The organism is Pseudoalteromonas sp. L23 (genome assembly GCF_021728455.1).
Classification (GTDB): Bacteria; Pseudomonadota; Gammaproteobacteria; order Enterobacterales; family Alteromonadaceae; genus Pseudoalteromonas.
This window is the reverse complement of sequence record NZ_JAKKCW010000009.1, coordinates 1-16739: the sequence shown is the minus strand read 5'-3', so window position 1 is coordinate 16739 and position 16739 is coordinate 1. Positions and strand designations below refer to the sequence as shown.

Here is a 16739-nt window from a genome sequence, read left to right as displayed (position 1 = left end):
TGCTTAGTAAAGCCTACTGCCCCAATTTAATTTCTGTCTAAGAACATTGTAGTAGGAGTAGCATTTAGGGTGGATCAATCTTAGTCTTTTCTCCGCTTTTTTGATGATAACCTCGTCGCCAGGTAGCACAGCCAGTACAACATGGCTGTCACAACTTACTTGTAAGCTGTCGGTGTTTTCTAGACTTAACTTAAGTTTGACTTCTTTTTCTGCATCCACCACTAAAGGCCGGCTGGATAAGGTATGCGGAAACATAGGCACCAAAGAAATAGCGTCGAGTTCTGGGGTTAAAATAGGCCCGCCACCAGAAAGCGAGTAAGCGGTTGACCCCGTCGGTGTCGAGACAATTAAACCGTCTGAGCGCTGGGAAAATACAAAGTCGTCGTTGATAAAGGCCTCAAATTCAATCATATGAGCAACCTTATCAGCGTGTAATACGGCTTCGTTCATTGCTAAATTTGCGCTTTTAAGTTGGTGATGTCGATATACTGCCACCTCTAACAGAAATCTCGATTCTTCAATAAATTGGCCGCTTAACACCGCTTCTAGCTGCGCTTCAAAGCCTTCGGGGTTCAAATCTGTCAAAAAGCCTAAGTTACCGCGGTTAACCCCAATCACGGCGACATCAAAACGAGCCAGTACTCTTGCCGCACCAAGCATGTTACCGTCACCACCAACAACAATAGCAAGATCGCAGCGTTTACCTAGTTCAACTAACTCGACAACAGCGTCTTCGTCTAACGACTTTATTTGCTCCGCAACGCGATCTTCTACGAGTACTTCATATCCTAATGCTTGCAAAAATGTGTAGAGTCGTTGTAAGGTCGTCCCCGCGCCTTCGTGGTTGGGTTTGCCAATTAAGCCGATGGTGTTAAACGTGGTCGTCATTCAGTCATTTGTCCTTGGTATCTTTGTTGCAAGATTATATTAAAAGCGTAGTGCTTGAAACTGGCAATTGACACCCATATTAAAATAATTATGAAACTAAATCCCAGAGATGAACAAATTCTGTGTGCGGTCATGCGCCATTATTGTAATGGTGAAGGGCAGCCTGTTGCATCCAGCAAAATAGCAAAGCAGGACGGCCTTGCTATTTGTTCTGCAACCGTACGTAATGCAATGGCAAGACTTGAAAATCAAGGCTTATTGTATTCGCCGCACACGTCAGCTGGCCGCGTGCCCACCGATCAAGGTGTAAAATTCTGGCTACAGGAGTTTTTTCCTCTGGCTGATGTTGCCGTTCATTGGCAACCAGATCAATCCGCAATAGTCTCTTTTGCCCACTTATTGAGCCAAAACTTCCAGGTCTGTTGCTGCGTTGGATTACCACAAGTTAGCAGCAAACAAATGTTCCGTGTCGAAGTGCTCGATTTTGATCGTAAAAATTGGCTGGTCCTGCTGTTAGACAGAGCGGGGCAATCACACAATATTTGTATAGATAAACCCGTTGATGACTCCGACGCGTTGCGTTACCAGTTCGCGGCTTGGATGAATACTGTATTCAGTCAACAAACTTTAGTTGAAGGGTTGCACCGAATGCGCGCCATGGCACACAGCGCACCGCCGAGTTGTCATCATATTTTGGCCCAGTGGACTAAGCAGTTAAGTCAGCAATTAGGCTCAGATAATGCGATTGTTGTGGGCGAGCGCTACTTATATAACCGCCTAGAGTTGGATAGAGAGATTAATCTTGGCGTCGGATTTTTAGACCAAGTTGAAGACCGCTTGGCGTTTAAAGACGGTGTATCCGTGTTACTTGGCGAAGAGCTAAGCATGCTCGGTTTACATCGCGTAGTGGTGCTTAGTGTGCCGTATTTCTCCAAAGGAGAATATCAAAGTCGCTTTTGCGTCATTTGCCCTGCGGATTCAAAGATCGAAGCTATCTTGTCGGAATTCAAAAAATTGCCGCAATAAAGGGTTGAAACTCTCATTTCAATCCCCATAATTACCGCAGTTGTAAAGAATCGGAGAATCACCACATGTCTGAGCAGACAAAAGCCCCAGAGCAAGAGCTTGAACAAGAACAAACACAAGCGGAAGCGGAAGTTGTAGAAGCACAAGCAGAACAACAAACTCAGGAAGAGCAGGCAGAAAATGCGGGTGAGTTGAGCCCAGAAGAAGAAATCGCTGGTCTGTATGCTGAGCTTGAAACCGCTAAGCAAACTATCGACTCACAAAAAGATAGCGTTGTTCGCGCCGCTGCTGAGCTTGAAAATGTTCGTCGCCGTGCAGCGCAGGATGTTGAAAAAGCGCATAAATTTGCGCTAGAAAAGTTCTCAAACGAATTACTACCTGTAATCGATAACCTAGAGCGTGCGATTGAGTTTTCTGACAAAGAAAACGAAACTTTAAAGCCAGTGCTTGAAGGTATTGATATGACTATCAAGACATTTGCTGATGCCCTTGCTAAATTTGGTGTTGAAGCGGTAAACCCGCAGGGTGAAGCATTTAACCCAGAGCTACACCAAGCAATGTCAATTCAGCCAAGCAATGATGTATCACCAAATACTGTGCTTGCTGTGATGCAAAAAGGGTATACCTTAAACGGTCGTCTATTGCGCCCTGCAATGGTGATGGTCTCTAAGGCTGCTGAATAAGCAAATTCAATTTGAAAAAGCCGCTCATTGAGCGGCTTTTTTGCGTTTAGGAACGAATGTATTTGCTTACCAGCTACACAGCTTCACTCTATCAAACCAAGGGCTTGAAAAAGACTTGGCTGTGATGGGGAGGGGAGCCGTTACTTCGACGCCTAACTCTTTTGCTAAATATCTATGTACTAGTAGCTTTACTTTATCGCTTTCTAACTGGGTATATGCCAGTTGTAACGCTTGCTTAGTGCTTTGGTTGGGCATCTCCCCCTCGAGTTGTTTATAGCGCGCCTCAAGCCATTGTAGCCAAGCTTGTTTTGATTCGTTTGGAAAGGCTGTGGTTAGGGTAGACGTGGGCCCTTGTAAACGTTCGTAGTTCACGATTTGTTTTTGAATAAGAAAGACAAACATCAAGTTAATCCCCGCTGAGATTTGACCCGAGCGTTTATCAACGGCTTGATAGCCCAACAGAGCATGGCGAAAATACTGCTCGGCTTCAAATACTCGACCTTGATCAAGCGCGAGGCTACCCAAATTGCTTTCGATCATCGCAAGTACCGGGGTTTGCTTTAACTCCTCAGCTAATTTGCGTGCTTTGGCATACAATGTTCTCGCTTTTTGGTAGTCATCTTGGTTGCGGGCAACTAGCGCCATACTGTTAGTCAGCGTAAGTCGTTGGCGGTCATTTTCTGCATATTTGTAGGCACACTTAAGACTAGTATCAGCATCATCAAGGTATTCTTGTCGGCGTAACCAAATCCCTAGCGCACTCAAAATGGTAGGGAGGTTGGCTTTAAAAAACATGTCATCTGGATACAGAAAGGTCGCGTTTATTGAGGTATAGAGCCTATCAACTTTGTTTGTTGGTACAGATGCACGAGCGCTCAGCAAATGCCACTGAATAAATAACGGTACAGGTACATCTTGCAGTTGCTCTAAACTGTCGAGAATAATCAAGGATTGTGCAGGGTTAACCGTTAAATAGTCGCTGGCCTCGTCTAGCTTACTTTCAAAATATGAGAAGTCTTTCGCCAACGCATGTTGGCAAAAATAAAATGTACAAGTTACAAAGAGTAAAAACCGAACCAAGCAAATCCCAACCACATTTTTGCGCATCTATTAACTGTAGTCGGCAGTAACAAATAGTTCCAAATCAATTACGACAAACAGCATTATACAAAGATAAGCAACAATGTAGAGGTTACCTCTTCAATTATAAATGGGGATCGGAAACGTGATGAAAAGAAAACAAATTGTTGAGTTCACTCTGGTGCAATTCAATTAGCCGATTAATATTTTCAAGGTCTACAGTGGTTAAACTGACTTTGCTAAGCATATAGCTAACCGGAGTTCTATTCGCCTCGATACCAGAATAGATAACATCGGTATACTCTTTGGCTTGAATAAAGTGCTCGCCCGCGAGCTTATCTTCAACAACATAATCAACTCGCTGTTTACCCAACATTTTAAAGCGGCGAGCGGCATTGGGCAGATGTACCAGCTGATCGTTATAAAAGTCTTGGATCAGTTTTTCAAAGGCAATTCCATAGTAGCTGCCGGCATTCAGAGCAAATGTGTTTCCTGCAAGGATCAACGACTCGACTTCGCCGCCAATTTTTGGTTTTTCTTTATGTTGGAATAATGCCATGACTTCTTGGCGGTAAGGTGTAGTGAAGTAAGCAAACTTAGCTCTAGATGCCGTTTTGGTCGCAGCCATTAGTACATCTACCTTACCTACCTTTAACTCTGCTAGCATTCTCGCTGAAGTGGGATAAAAGACATATTCCAAGCAATAAGATGAGTCGTTAAACAAGGTGTTTAGCGCATTAATCTCTAAACCAGAGACATTACCTTCTTTACGGGAAATATAAGGAGGCCACAGTGTTTCGTTCATTCCTATGCGCAAAGTTTTGCTACATTTCGCTAAAGTTTCAAATGCCCAAAATGTGATAAGTAAACTAAGTAAAAGTGATATAGAACATTTCATGGCGTAAATCTCTGAGCGTTTTATAAAGCATGCTTATTTTATCAGCAAAGGAAGACTGGTACACGTGTTTTGTTAAACGATTAAGAATGTTTAATGTATCCGCAAAGTGTTTTTTGCTTCTTAATTTATTATTGTACATTGCGGCTCTGTGCGAGTACGGTCGCTATGGTATTGATAAGCTCAAGCTGCTCTATGGGTTTGGCAACATAACCATCAAATCCGACGCGCTCATACAAGGCTTTGTCTTCCGCAAAGGCATTTGCAGTCAATGCGATTATTGGGATATTGGGATCCTTTCTTTTGAGACGCTTGCAGGCTTCAACGCCATCCATTTCAGGCATTTGAATATCCATAAGTATTAAGTCGGGTTTGTTTAGCTCGAATTGTTCAATGGACTCTTTACCATTATTCGCAATCGTAATATCACCATTGGCTTTACTGATCATAGAACGCACTACCAGCTGGTTTACTGGATTATCCTCAGCCAGCAATATGGACGTACCGCTCAAGTCTGCTGCTGTTAGCGGATCGCCTTTTGGTTGCTCTGATGTACACTTAGCCTTTTGCAAAGGCAACTCGATGCTAAATTGACTGCCTTCTCCGACAGTACTTTCTACTTTTATCGTGCCGCCCATCAGGTCGATTAGGGAGCGGGTGATAGAAAGGCCGAGTCCCGTACCACCAAATTTTCTGGTGGTGGACTTATCCGCCTGCTCAAATCGTGAAAAGAGTTTTTTGATTGTGGCTTCTGTCATTCCTATGCCGGTGTCGGCAACGGTGATAAGCATACCTGAATCATTTTGAAGTGGTTTTATATGGGTAATAATACTACCAGTTTCAGTAAACTTAATGGAGTTTGACAAGAGGTTAAGCAACACTTGCCTGACTCTGACTTCGTCTCCAAGCCAAAACTTATGCTCAAGTTCAACGTAGATCTTAAGCTTTAATCCCTTGTTTTTTGCCAACACTAAGAAATCTGAGCGTAGGTGTTCAACCAACACCTCAATATTAAATGGTCGTTCTTCAAGCTCAATTCTACCGGCTTCAATTTTAGAGAAATCCAAAATATCGTTGATGATAGTATTAAGTGCCTTAACCGAGTAAGTCGCCTTCTCAAGTAGGTTGGTAGCGGTGCTGTTAAGTGGTTCCGACTTTAATAGTTGTAATGTGCCGTATAAGCCATTCATTGGGGTTCGTATTTCATGACTCATATTCGCCAAAAAGACGGCTTTGGCTTTGGCTGCTTGCTCAGCTGCTTCTTTGGCGTGCGAGAGTTCTCGCTCATGTTTGAGCTGCTCAGTGAGATCTAATGCGATGCCCAAAAACCCATCAATATTGCCGTGTTCGTCGGTCAAGGTTGTTACATTTAACTTAATTTGAACGTGTTGATTTTGCTTAGTAACGTAAGTCCATCGACTAGTATCTACCACACCTTGTTTGGCTTTGGCGACAAACACTTCAAACCCAGGTTCAATGACTCTGCCAAGCTCTTCCGTTAACGCTTTTGCTCTTGCTATGACCTCTTCCTCAAGATGGAAAATGGCAGGGGATGATTTACCAATGAGTTCATCTTTTTTGTACCCTAATAAACGCTCAGCTGCAGGGTTAAACTGGGTAATGATACCGTCAGGATCGGTGGCGACAATGGCATAACCCGAACCTTCAACAATGCTGGTGTGAAGTTGGCTGTATTTTACGATTTCTTTAGTTCGTGCTTTTACTTCCTGTTCTAATGAAGAGTTCAGTTTAGCAAGGGACTGTGCTTTTTCTTCTTCGGCTGCTAGCTTTTCCTTTTCTGCTAAGCGCTGACGCGTAAAGCTTAAAAGCAGAATATAAGTGATGATTGCCAATAGCGCAGACACCAGCAGCGCAACTTGCAAAATGGTATTAGGAGAGACGAGATTGAGTGAACGGATAAATTGCGGAGTTGGCCAAATTTTTACTTCCCAAGAGCGACCAAACAAGGTGACCTGTTTAGCCACCGAGTTATCCAACTCTTTAATATCTTCTTTTAGCACCTGATAAAATGGTGTGTTTTCATCGTTATTGGTTACATCGGAAATTTGAATTGAAACATCTTGTCGAAAAGACAGCAAAGTCGACAGGATCTCATCGATAAGTAACGGGGAATAAGTCCAACCAACTAAGTTGTCTAACCGATTTTCTTCATTTGTTGCCATACCAATAGAGGTATAAATTGGCGCGAGTATCAAAAAGCCGTATTTAATTTTATTGTCGGCTTGCACTAAGGTAATTGGGGCGGTAAGCCTCGGCTCATTGGCAGTTGCAGCTTCTATTGCCGCTGTTCTACGACTAGCTTCGGAACCTATATCCAAGCCGACGGCTTTATCGTTGTTTGCTTCGGGTTCAATGTACTGGATAACAAATTTGCTGGTGCTATGTGGGTTTAGCGTTTTGATGGAGAATGTTCTGTCTGTACGCTCAGCTTGTGCTTGTTGCACAAAGCTGCTTACGCTATCAACGGGGACATATTTGATGATCCCCACGCCACGAGCCCCAGAATATTCCGCTTGGAAGTCAAACGACCTGATATAACGCTGCATCGCCTGATAGTCAAAGCTGTGTTGTTGATTCGCATAAATTGCAGTGCGAAGCCCTAAAATACCGTACCAATACAGCGTAACGCGCTCGTTTACACCCTCAGTCACATGGTCAAGCCGTGAGGCAAGTGCCGCCGCTACCTTTTCAGCATGATGCTCCTTTTCTTGCTCATATAACACCAACCCATAAAGCATACTGCCAACTAACACGAGTAGTGCAGCAACAAGTGGCAAAAATCGGCTCTGGCGAACTGTGTGAGCATTCGCTAACGACACGCTATATTCCTTACGCTTTAAATCTAATCAATATGTTAGTCCAGATAGCATAGAATTGATAGTGATTACGGTGAAGTGACAATCCTGAATTTATGCCTAATTTGGCTCAATAAAGACATATTTTGAATTGTTATTTGGATAAATTGTAGATTGAAATCGGATAAGCCATGTGACCATAAAAGCTAAAATAAATATGCGGATTTTGGGCTTTATATAAATGTGGTCACGATGTGGACATTTTTTAGGATGAAATGTGGATGTTTGCCCCGAAAACAAAAAAACCAGTTAAAGAAAATCTCTCTAACTGATTGATTTATAAAGCTAAAATTTGGTGGGGCTGGGGGGGGAACGACCGGAATAGTCGAGCTAAGTATCTGTTTTAAAATGTTTATGAGAAAGCTTGTTAGTGATGTGCTATTTATGTGATATTGACATAGTGCAATGGTGTTTTACGATATGTCTGCATACCATCATAAACTTAAAGAAGTTTGATTTAATAATAAAAGGAATATTTAAAATGAAATACGTAAAAGTAGCTTTAGTTTGTCTCTTGAAGGTTTTGGTATTTTTATTAAGTATTGATAGTAAGGAAAATAATACTAAGCAAATTGATTTGATTGATAACCCTGACTCTGACCCATATCATGATGGAGATTGGGAAGATGTCTGTGGAACAGTTTATTCTAAGGGTATTGATGGTAAATACTATGATGCATCAGGTAGTACTTGGAAAGGATAAAAATTAAAATATTGTTTTCTAAGTTTGTTTCAAATCACAAAAAATTATCTTAGTTGTATAAAGTTCAAGCCGATTACAAAAATCAAAAGTATAATACCATTGATAAACTTTATGGTTTACAAGTTGAAACTGTAGTAGGTTAAAAATAAGAATAAATTTTTCTTTCCAAATCTAGTTTTAGTGAGGTTTTGGATGTTTAATGTGTTTTAAGACAAGTACGATTTTGATAATCTTTCAGGAATAATGACTAAGGATTAGTATGAATACCTACAAAATTGTATTTAAAGGCAAGATTGCTCCGGAAAAGGATCAAATCAAACTAAGTATTGCGCTAGCGCGCTTATTAAAATTGCCCGAATCAAAAGCGCACTTACTTTTTGATGGAAGATCATACGCCATCAAAAAGAATTTAGAACTTGAAAAAGCACGCTATATTCAAAAAAAACTGAAGGCAGCGGGAATATTCACAGAGTGCAAAGCTGAAAAACCACAACATAAATCGGCTAAAATCTCTCCAAAGTCAAAACTGTCAGAGACTAATAATATCACTAATGTGGAAGGCGATAGTTCTTTGGACAATTCTGCTGAAAGATATTCAGTTATCAATTCGAGTGGAGAAGAAAAGCAACAAGACAAAGTGATAACCAAAGTGGAAGAGGTACCACAAAAACAAGATAAAACAGCAATCGAAGGATTCAGAGCATTATTTTATCTTAGTATTTTCACTTCACTTTTCTTTTTATCAGGAGCAGGTGAGCAAGCATTCGCGATTACGATAGTTGCTACAATGTTTTTATCTTTTATCTACTTTGCTTATTACATTTTTACTGAGAATAAGCTATCAGAAATGCTAAAGGGGGTAGTGTTTTCTGTCTTACTATTGGTGATTTGTACGTCGATACCGATTTTATTACCATTTTTAATTATTTATACCCTCTACCAGCTTAAATCTTTGTGGGATACATTTAAGTCGCTCAATGGCCAATCTCTATTTTTTGTATTTTTTTGGGGAGTGCTATATCTACATCACTATTATTTTGAATCACCAATTGGTAAATATGCCTTTGCAGGTTTGTATTTTCTGATAGTGTTCGGTTATTCTGGTCTATTAATCGAGAGTAGATTAAAAGACGGTTTGATGAGATTTTCAGTGATGATGCTATCAGTGCCTCTGTGTATGATTTTGCTAGCCTCGATTGCCAACGGTATAAGGAACTTATTTCAAACAACAATAACAAGTGTTGTGAAACCAGTTACTTCTACTCAATTAGTATCATCTCACATGCGTGGTGGTACTTTTATAAATAGCTATTCGAGAGAAGTAACAAAAGAAGTTAGTTCAGCAGTAACAACGACTTCAATTGGAAGTGGTAGTGCAATTATTGGGAGCACAAATAGTGTCGCTAAAGCTGTTAACCCTGAATCTGAGAAGAAAGTCTAAACTTTAATTAGTTTGTAAATTCTTATTTGGCAATGTATTTAATGAATAATTAAAGAACTATCACCGCTAATAAAAAACAATATTTTAATTGTCGATATTTATTAATTTGTTTTGTTTGTTATTGCTAGCTTTCCTAAACGCGAACCGTTTTTAGTATTTTATCTTCTTTATTAAGATAAGAGGTTCGATAAAGTGTGGGATTTTATTTTTATAATTAAGATTGTGAAGGTAATTAACTTTGGCCAGTCAGTTTAATAAACTTATAAATTTAAATAATTTAGTCACATTTAAAGCGCTACTTAGAGATAAGAAGAAAATTGACATTAATATAAACGAAGTAATAGGTTGGAGTGAAGTGAATGCTTTATTACTTCCAATAGTTAAAAAGCAAAATACTTATGTGTTCTATTGTCACGTATGTTGTTGATTTATTTTAGATAAATATATCGGAAATATTTTATTTTTATGAAAAACAACTAATTATTAATTTATATTTCTATTGCGTATCATTCTATGAATATAGTATTCTTTCAACTTAAAAGTATACGGTTCTATCACTAAGTAGTTGAATAAAAATTCAGAGCTTGAACTACAAGCTCTTCTAGATTCTTTGTGGTTTAATTGATTAATTATGAAAATACTCAGGAGCTAAAAAGTGGAAAAAAATACATGCGGGAATGCCAGGGACTATGCTATGAATCAACTACAGCATTTTCAAGAAAAAGCATCGCATAATAAATTTGAGTCTCTTTGGTGTTTTAAATTTATTATGCTTTTCACTTTATCTTCTCCATTGCTAGTAAGTCTAGCAGAAGGGTTTTGGTTATCAAAAGTTTTACCATCTATATTATCAGCATTAGCTGCTTTTCTTACTGCTTGGTTACAGCTTAGAAAACCACAAGAGTTATGGGCACTTTATAGAGGGGCTGAACGTATAATAGAAATGAATCTTGTAAAATATGATTTTTCTTTAGGTGAGTATAAAAATAAAAGTGGAGATGCTGATCAAGTTTTGATTGAAACAATAAGTCAGTTAAAAATAAACACTCACGAAAGTTGGAAGAACAACATTCCAACTAAAAGTGAATTAAAACTCACTCAGTAAAGTTTTAGTAGATACTCAATATTGGTGTGATTTCAATTTTTAAATAAGCATTAATGCTTTATGGTTTTTGTGGGTAAGAAAGAATTTAAGGATAATTATGGATAAAAATACATTCTTGGCTCAGTTTGATGGAGAATCAAAACAAGCCGTCATAGAGTATTCTAAACAAATATCTGAAATAAAGGCTGATGTAATTATATTGATGGCACGAAAAGCGGCATGTTTCTATCATACACTAGAAACAATGGGGCTGGTTCGCAATTCGGCTATTATTACAACTGACCGTGTTTTAGGAATGGATATGAGTTGGATGAATAATAAAAGTATTGCTATCGTCGATGAACTAGTATTCACCGGTACTACTTTAAAAGACTCTAAGAGCCTAATTCAACGAAAAACTAAAAATGTAAAAGTTACCTGTCATGTCTTAGCTGTTAATAGAGATTATTGGGAAAGTACATATATAAAGCCTGACAATAAATATTTCGAGCTTGATGATACGAGTTGTCGTTCATTGAGTTCGAATATAGTAAAGTCAATGTCCATTCTCCCAAGGCCTTATAGTGTAGACTTTCCACTTTATAACAGACGTTCATTATATAACTACGATATAGCAGCAATTTCAGCTTGCCCAGGCTGGAGGTTATTTGACCTATCAACAAAGCTACAAGTCGAAAATGGAGTGAGAGTATATACACTGATACCAGACGAAGACAAAATTAAAGAATTAGAGGAGATAGTAGGTTTAAAAATTACGGATGATAATTTATCAAAAGTTAGAATCTTTGGTAGATATGTCGGTGGAGAAGCAGGTAAAAAAAAGTTTAGTTTTAGAGTCGTCCCTTTTTTTGCTTTTGCACCTATGGTTGAAAGTGAAGTCGATAAATTATTTTCACACCTTGTTAGTAAAACAGATAGCCATGTAAGAATTCACAAATGCTTTGAAACAGCAAAATCAAAGATTAGATTACTTCAGTATTATGTTGCTAATCAGTTAGCGCATGTATGGCTGAAAGATATAAATTCTCTTCTAAGCGAAATAAACCAATTTGATTTAGAGCATGATGATAGGGAGTTATCATTCTTATTTTCACCACCTATGGTTGGTAATGTAAGAGAGCTTATAAATAAGAAATGCAGGTTTTCTCCTTATAAAAGAGTTGATTCTTTGTCAGAATTTTATGTTCTTGATAGATCAAACAAACCAATGTCAACAAGCGCAGCTAGCATTGCAGAAATGCAGCAGGAATTAACTAAACCATTTTTTGAGATGTATCTTAATAAAGAGGTGGCACTTCAAAAGTTGATTAAAGAGCACGGTCCATCTGAGGCTTACAATAAGAACAATAAAAGTGTCAAAGATAGATTGAAGAAAGGCGTAACAGTTTCTGAGTTGCTTGATTTAACAAAAGCTTGTGTGGGGAATGAAAGCAATTTAACTAAAATTTCATTCAGTTTATTTCTTGATAATGCTATAGATCAAGGAATTATAGTTCCTATAACTTCAAAACTTGATAATGCTAATTCTAGTATAATAACTAGGGCTTTTAGACATGGAGAAGAAGTAAAATTATCAAATAGAGAGTTCTATTTAATTAGCCTTTATCTTAATTCGATTAAAAAAAATGCTAAGAAAGACTCTCTATTCGCAACAGAAATGGAGAAGCTATTAGTCCTATTTATATCGTGTGGTGCTAATAGCAGTTTTTTAGAAGAAATTTTTGATCGAACTAATGTAGTTTCATCTGTTGCAGTTAAGTTTTATGCTTTCGGTGCAGTTAGTGAAACAAGTTCTTCCTTCTCATCTAGTGAAAAGTTTGAATTTGATACTTCTAAATCTTTAAGCAAGCAATTAGTAGAGTTGGGGGTTATTTCAGAAACTAATGAGCCCGGCGAGGGAAAATATAAAATTAATGATACTCCCGAAGTTTATCTAGAGCACTATGGAGGTAGTAAGCTTACTAACTCGAGTGATATAGATGCTAGGGCACTTGGGCAGCTTATTGCTATAGGCTACAAGAATGGAGTTTTCAAAAACTCAGGTGAAAATCAGACTTTTCTCGCTTCATGTTTGTATCCTCAAAATTCAATTCTTGCTTTATCTGCGGATATTCGTATTTTTCAAGACCGTTGGATGTCACAGTTTAATTATCAATTTAAAGACTCTGATAAAGCTAATATATTTGCGACACCAACATTAATACATAACTTTAGGGCTTCATTGCCTTATAAAGCCTTATGCAGCGGTATTGAAAAATTTAAAGCAATTGAAAAAGGTTGGCCAAAGACTATATTTCAAAAGCTTCAAAATGCATACTGTGACGATGATGAGTCAAGATTAGCAATGTGGGAGAAATTTTGGCGGTCACCAGATTATAATCAAGGAGGAAAGTTACCAGAGTTTTATAGTAACCTAATAAGGAAATCAGGTATTTGGCTTACACATACAAAAATGTGTGTAGATATATTATCGTATATAATCTTTTTTAATAATAAAGAATATGAGTTCCTTCCGTCAACACGCAAGTCTTTAAACCAACAATCTAAGACACTATTAAAAGTATCAAAAAGAAGTCATGAGCTTGAAGGTTTATGGAGTCGGCTTCTGAAATGTAAGTATGGGGATAATCTAGATAGTTTTTATCATAAAGCCTTAACATATTTAAGCATATTGATGAGAGAGTCTATAGGTTTACTTAATACAGCAAAGGCAACCGTTGGACATTACGGGCAAACTGAAAATATAGAGATCTTTGACTCTAGGTTAAGGTTGCAGATAACAGAAAGTGATTCTTTATCTGGAAAGAGTTTAAGAAGACTTCTGAATGAAATTATAAACGACGCTGTCAGAGCTTCTAGAAATCCACACAACGACGAGCCAAAAAGTTTTATAAAAGGCCAAAATATTAACTCTGCTTCTAATGAGCGCTGGCTAGTTTATTGCGGTGATTTTATAAAATATGAAGACATGACAGAAGTTGAAGTTGTTGCTAAAGGCTCAAATTCTTATGAGTGGTTAATTTTTTTATCAAATAGGATCATTTCTAAAATAGGTCACTCAAATAAAGTAAGAGCTTTGGTGTATTATGATTTGCCCAAAGACTTCCAGCCATTTCGCATTGAACATAATTCGCCTGAAATAATATGTAATTCACATGATGTGGATATTTCCCTAGATGGACAAATTAGCAAGAGTATTTATAGCGAGATTATTTTTGTAACCGGAAGACCTAAGGGTAACTCTATTAACAGAGCACACAACTATATAGAAAATATTTGGAGATCTAGCTTAACACCTGAATTTGATAAGACTCTTAGTGTTAGTGATTTGATCAGTCAGAGTTTTCGAGTTAGAGGTTTTAAAGTTAGTTCCATTAATCAAGGAAAAGTGATGAAGAAAGTTGACATTATAATATTAACTATACTTAGTGAAGAGTTTTATGCAGTTAAATCAGAGCTTCATGAGTGTAAATATGTTCCTGATTCAGAGGTAACGTATGGTAATTTAATGATTGAAGGTTGTCTTTATGATGGATATGGAAATGCTAAAAAAGTTTTACTAGTAAAATCCCCTGATGCTGGAAATACGGATATGGCAATAACAATATCTACAATTTTGAATGATTATGAAGCAAAGGTAGCTGTATTGCTTGGAATTGCAGGTGGTGTTACTTCTAAGCTTAATATTGGAGATGTGGTAATTGCTGACGAGGTACTCTTTTACGAAAAGTCGAAAGATACTGACAAAGGAAGCCTTTCTAGAATGACCCACTTCAGGTCATCCAGATGGGCAAAAAGTCAAATATCTCGTTTGGAAATTGAAGTAGGTAAAGGAAAGTCTAGATTTAAGCTTAAATCAAGAAATGGTGGTTCCTTTACTGTAGAAAAAGGACCAATTGGAAGTGGTGAAAAAGTTCTTGCGAATTCGAAAAGTGAAATCGTAGAAAAGCTGAAGTTGACTCACGATAAAACTAAGGCAGTAGAAATGGAGGCTGCTGGTCTGTCTATGTTTATGGAGGCTGAAGGAAGTTCCAAGCAGCCTAAAATACAGCATGCTTTGATTATCAGAGGTATTTCAGACAAAGCTGATGAAGCTAAGTCTGATGATGATCAGTCAGTAGCTTCGGAAAATGCAATGAAGACATTATGTGAATTAATAAAGGTTGCTGACTTTTCAAGTTTGAGTTAGAGGAAAGTTATATTTTTGACAGCTAATTCTATCAACAATGTGGTGAGAGGGTTAGCTTTCTCCCATACCAGATCCACAATTACTTATTATTACTATGAACCTAAATTGTAACTCCACCCAATTTAGTACAGCTCATTTTTAGAATTGTATGAACCAGTACTCTGATGAGAACAGTATTGTGAGAATATGTTTTTCTTGCTAATAAATAAAACTGCCAGACTCGATCACATTCAATAATCGAGTCTAACAGTCCTAAGCATTTTTTCTGTTTAAAAACCTACTGTTTTTTAGCGTGCTCCTCTATGTAGTTGCCATAGTGCTGATACAACATCTCAGGGCCTTCATGTCCCATTTGTTTAGCTATCCACCATAAATTTTCATTTCTACTAATGAGCATCGTGGCAAACGTGTGACGTGTTTGGTATGGGTTCCTATATTTCAAATTAGTATTTTTTAATACTGGCACCCAAATGTTTTTCCGAATTTGTGAATGCCCGTTCAGAGGTGTTCCTTGCTTTGGTTCTACAAATACGAATTCTGATTTATTTAATGTAAACTCTGCTTGCGCGCGCAGGGCAGCTAATGCCTCGGGCAGTAGAGTGATTACGCGACGACCGGATCTAGTTTTTGGTTCTTTTGTTATCCTTTTCTGATCTTTAGATAGCCATAAAACAGCCTCTCGTACATGTACTTCTGCATTTTGTATGTCTACGTGTTTCCACCGTAATGCTGCTAACTCTGAGGATCTCAATCCACTATAAAACGCAAATTGCAGCAAATTCCTCTCTTGCTCATTTCTACATGAGTTTAAAACGTCTTTGATTTCAGAAGGTGTAAACGGCTTAACGTCATCATGTTCGTCATCTATGTTTATCTTTTGATCTTTGTTCATATATTGGGTAGGCCGGACCGAATCACATGGATTGAGCTGGATTACACCTTCAATGATAGCCTCACGCAGAGCCGTTTTCAGCACACTGAGCCTATTTTTTATGGTTTTAATTTTAACATCTGCAGATTTAACATACTGTTTAATGTCTGCTGGTTTTAGATCTGTAACCAATACATCGTGAAATGGTTGAAGAGCTTTTATTGCCTTCTTATATCCATCCAATGTTGAAGGACTGAGGCCCCGTTTCTCTGCGTCTTTAACATACTCATTCAGATAATCCAGCACGTTTTTTTTACTATTAGTGAGCCCAAATAACTTTAATTTGGCAAAATTTGGAAAATAGTCGTTATACTGAAATTGGCCTAGCATGATTTTTCGCTCGATCTCCAGTTTGGTGCCATATGCGTAATCCATATCGCCCTGCAGTTCTGAGTCTAAACCAGGCAATGGTTCTCTGCATTGAATGTTTTGATACATAAAACTGATATAAATCGTGTTTCGATTTTTTGACTTGCGGATTGTTACACCGCGATGTTTTTTCCTGATGCCCATTCGCTCACTGCTCTAAGATTAATCCAACGACCTTTGCTACCTTGAGGTACATTAAAATGCACACCACGCTTCCAATGATGCCGTTTTATACGCTCATCAATTTGAGTCGATTTTTCCATGTATAACTCTAAATAAACTGACTGAGGGACCCAGTCTAGGGAGACTCTTATTGTGTTCATGTTTAATCTCTTATTACTCATTTATAGATTTACTCATTAGATCCGATGTGGATCTTTTGTCAAAAAACTCTGAAAAATTTGGCATTTTTTAAACCTTATTTAGTTAACCTGAGCTGCGCATAAGAAAATGAACTAAAAGCCCTTGTGGTGATCAGATCTTTCGACCAAGAAACATAAGATTACCAAGGACAAGGGCATGAATAACTTAGACGCAATTTTCGTAGATGTCG

General features: G+C 38.0%; 12 protein-coding genes. 6 read left to right on the top strand and 6 right to left on the bottom strand.

Annotated features, from left to right (window positions below; all coding sequences use genetic code 11):
- Positions 1-3: 3 nt before the first annotated feature.
- Positions 4-888: an NAD(+) kinase gene (gene nadK, locus L3V43_RS15080; RefSeq protein ID WP_045990546.1), complete on the bottom strand. Its 885-nt coding sequence runs from the start codon at positions 886-888 to the stop codon at positions 4-6.
- A 90-nt stretch (positions 889-978) separates the two neighbouring features.
- Here nadK and L3V43_RS15075 point away from each other — a divergent pair, with 90 nt between their 5' ends.
- Both L3V43_RS15075 and grpE read left to right on the top strand, forming a co-directional pair.
- Entirely contained in the window at positions 979-1914 is a 936-nt protein-coding gene (locus L3V43_RS15075; protein WP_171039494.1) for an HrcA family transcriptional regulator, read from the top strand.
- Between the two features lie 65 nt (positions 1915-1979).
- Positions 1980-2597 carry a nucleotide exchange factor GrpE gene (grpE, locus tag L3V43_RS15070; protein WP_102056533.1) on the top strand — a complete coding sequence of 206 codons (618 nt, stop codon included), beginning with the start codon at positions 1980-1982 and terminating at the stop codon, positions 2595-2597.
- A gap of 66 nt (positions 2598-2663) precedes the next feature.
- Here the strand turns inward: grpE and L3V43_RS15065 are convergent, their stop codons facing one another.
- The 3 genes from L3V43_RS15065 to L3V43_RS15055 all read right to left on the bottom strand — a co-directional run bounded on the left by L3V43_RS15065 (position 2664) and on the right by L3V43_RS15055 (position 7412).
- Positions 2664-3704: a tetratricopeptide repeat protein gene (locus tag L3V43_RS15065; protein WP_010606438.1), complete on the bottom strand. Its 1041-nt coding sequence runs from the start codon at positions 3702-3704 to the stop codon at positions 2664-2666.
- Positions 3705-3801: 97 nt separating this feature from the next.
- Entirely contained in the window at positions 3802-4482 is a 681-nt protein-coding gene (locus L3V43_RS15060; RefSeq protein ID WP_237116936.1) for a transporter substrate-binding domain-containing protein, read from the bottom strand.
- Between the two features lie 221 nt (positions 4483-4703).
- Entirely contained in the window at positions 4704-7412 is a 2709-nt protein-coding gene (locus L3V43_RS15055; RefSeq protein WP_237116937.1) for a CHASE domain-containing protein, read from the bottom strand.
- A 517-nt stretch (positions 7413-7929) separates the two neighbouring features.
- On the opposite strand from L3V43_RS15055, the gene L3V43_RS15050 reads away from it, so the two are divergent.
- The 4 genes from L3V43_RS15050 to L3V43_RS15035 all read left to right on the top strand — a co-directional run bounded on the left by L3V43_RS15050 (position 7930) and on the right by L3V43_RS15035 (position 14886).
- On the top strand, positions 7930-8151 hold the full coding sequence (locus tag L3V43_RS15050; protein WP_237116938.1) for a hypothetical protein: 222 nt from the start codon (positions 7930-7932) through the stop codon (positions 8149-8151).
- 259 nt (positions 8152-8410) lie between these two features.
- A complete protein-coding gene (locus L3V43_RS15045; protein WP_237116939.1) occupies positions 8411-9592 on the top strand; it encodes a hypothetical protein in 1182 nt (393 codons plus the stop codon).
- 655 nt (positions 9593-10247) lie between these two features.
- Positions 10248-10697 (top strand): DUF4231 domain-containing protein, encoded by a 450-nt coding sequence (locus tag L3V43_RS15040; protein WP_237116940.1) that lies wholly within the window; start codon positions 10248-10250, stop codon positions 10695-10697.
- Between the two features lie 97 nt (positions 10698-10794).
- Positions 10795-14886 carry a hypothetical protein gene (locus L3V43_RS15035; protein ID WP_237116941.1) on the top strand — a complete coding sequence of 1364 codons (4092 nt, stop codon included), beginning with the start codon at positions 10795-10797 and terminating at the stop codon, positions 14884-14886.
- A 277-nt stretch (positions 14887-15163) separates the two neighbouring features.
- Here L3V43_RS15035 and L3V43_RS15030 read toward each other — a convergent pair whose 3' ends face one another.
- The gene (locus L3V43_RS15030; protein ID WP_237116942.1) at positions 15164-16330 is read right to left on the bottom strand and encodes a tyrosine-type recombinase/integrase; all 1167 of its coding nucleotides are present in this window, start codon (positions 16328-16330) and stop codon (positions 15164-15166) included.
- Positions 16300-16449, bottom strand: a complete 150-nt coding sequence (locus L3V43_RS15025; RefSeq protein WP_237123934.1) for a hypothetical protein — start codon at positions 16447-16449, stop codon at positions 16300-16302. Before L3V43_RS15025 ends, L3V43_RS15030 begins: the two co-directional genes overlap by 31 nt.
- Positions 16450-16739 lie beyond the last annotated feature (290 nt).

What these genes read in the sequence shown, in the direction of transcription:
- nadK (WP_045990546.1), bottom strand. Translation starts at nt 888, where the DNA reads ATGACGACCACGTTTAACACCATCGGCTTAATTGGCAAACCCAACCAC.
- L3V43_RS15075 (WP_171039494.1), top strand. Translation starts at nt 979, where the DNA reads ATGAAACTAAATCCCAGAGATGAACAAATTCTGTGTGCGGTCATGCGC.
- grpE (WP_102056533.1), top strand. Translation starts at nt 1,980, where the DNA reads ATGTCTGAGCAGACAAAAGCCCCAGAGCAAGAGCTTGAACAAGAACAA.
- L3V43_RS15065 (WP_010606438.1), bottom strand. Translation starts at nt 3,704, where the DNA reads ATGCGCAAAAATGTGGTTGGGATTTGCTTGGTTCGGTTTTTACTCTTT.
- L3V43_RS15060 (WP_237116936.1), bottom strand. Translation starts at nt 4,482, where the DNA reads ATGAACGAAACACTGTGGCCTCCTTATATTTCCCGTAAAGAAGGTAAT.
- L3V43_RS15050 (WP_237116938.1), top strand. Translation starts at nt 7,930, where the DNA reads ATGAAATACGTAAAAGTAGCTTTAGTTTGTCTCTTGAAGGTTTTGGTA.
- L3V43_RS15045 (WP_237116939.1), top strand. Translation starts at nt 8,411, where the DNA reads ATGAATACCTACAAAATTGTATTTAAAGGCAAGATTGCTCCGGAAAAG.
- L3V43_RS15035 (WP_237116941.1), top strand. Translation starts at nt 10,795, where the DNA reads ATGGATAAAAATACATTCTTGGCTCAGTTTGATGGAGAATCAAAACAA.
- L3V43_RS15030 (WP_237116942.1), bottom strand. Translation starts at nt 16,330, where the DNA reads ATGGGCATCAGGAAAAAACATCGCGGTGTAACAATCCGCAAGTCAAAA.
- L3V43_RS15025 (WP_237123934.1), bottom strand. Translation starts at nt 16,449, where the DNA reads ATGGAAAAATCGACTCAAATTGATGAGCGTATAAAACGGCATCATTGG.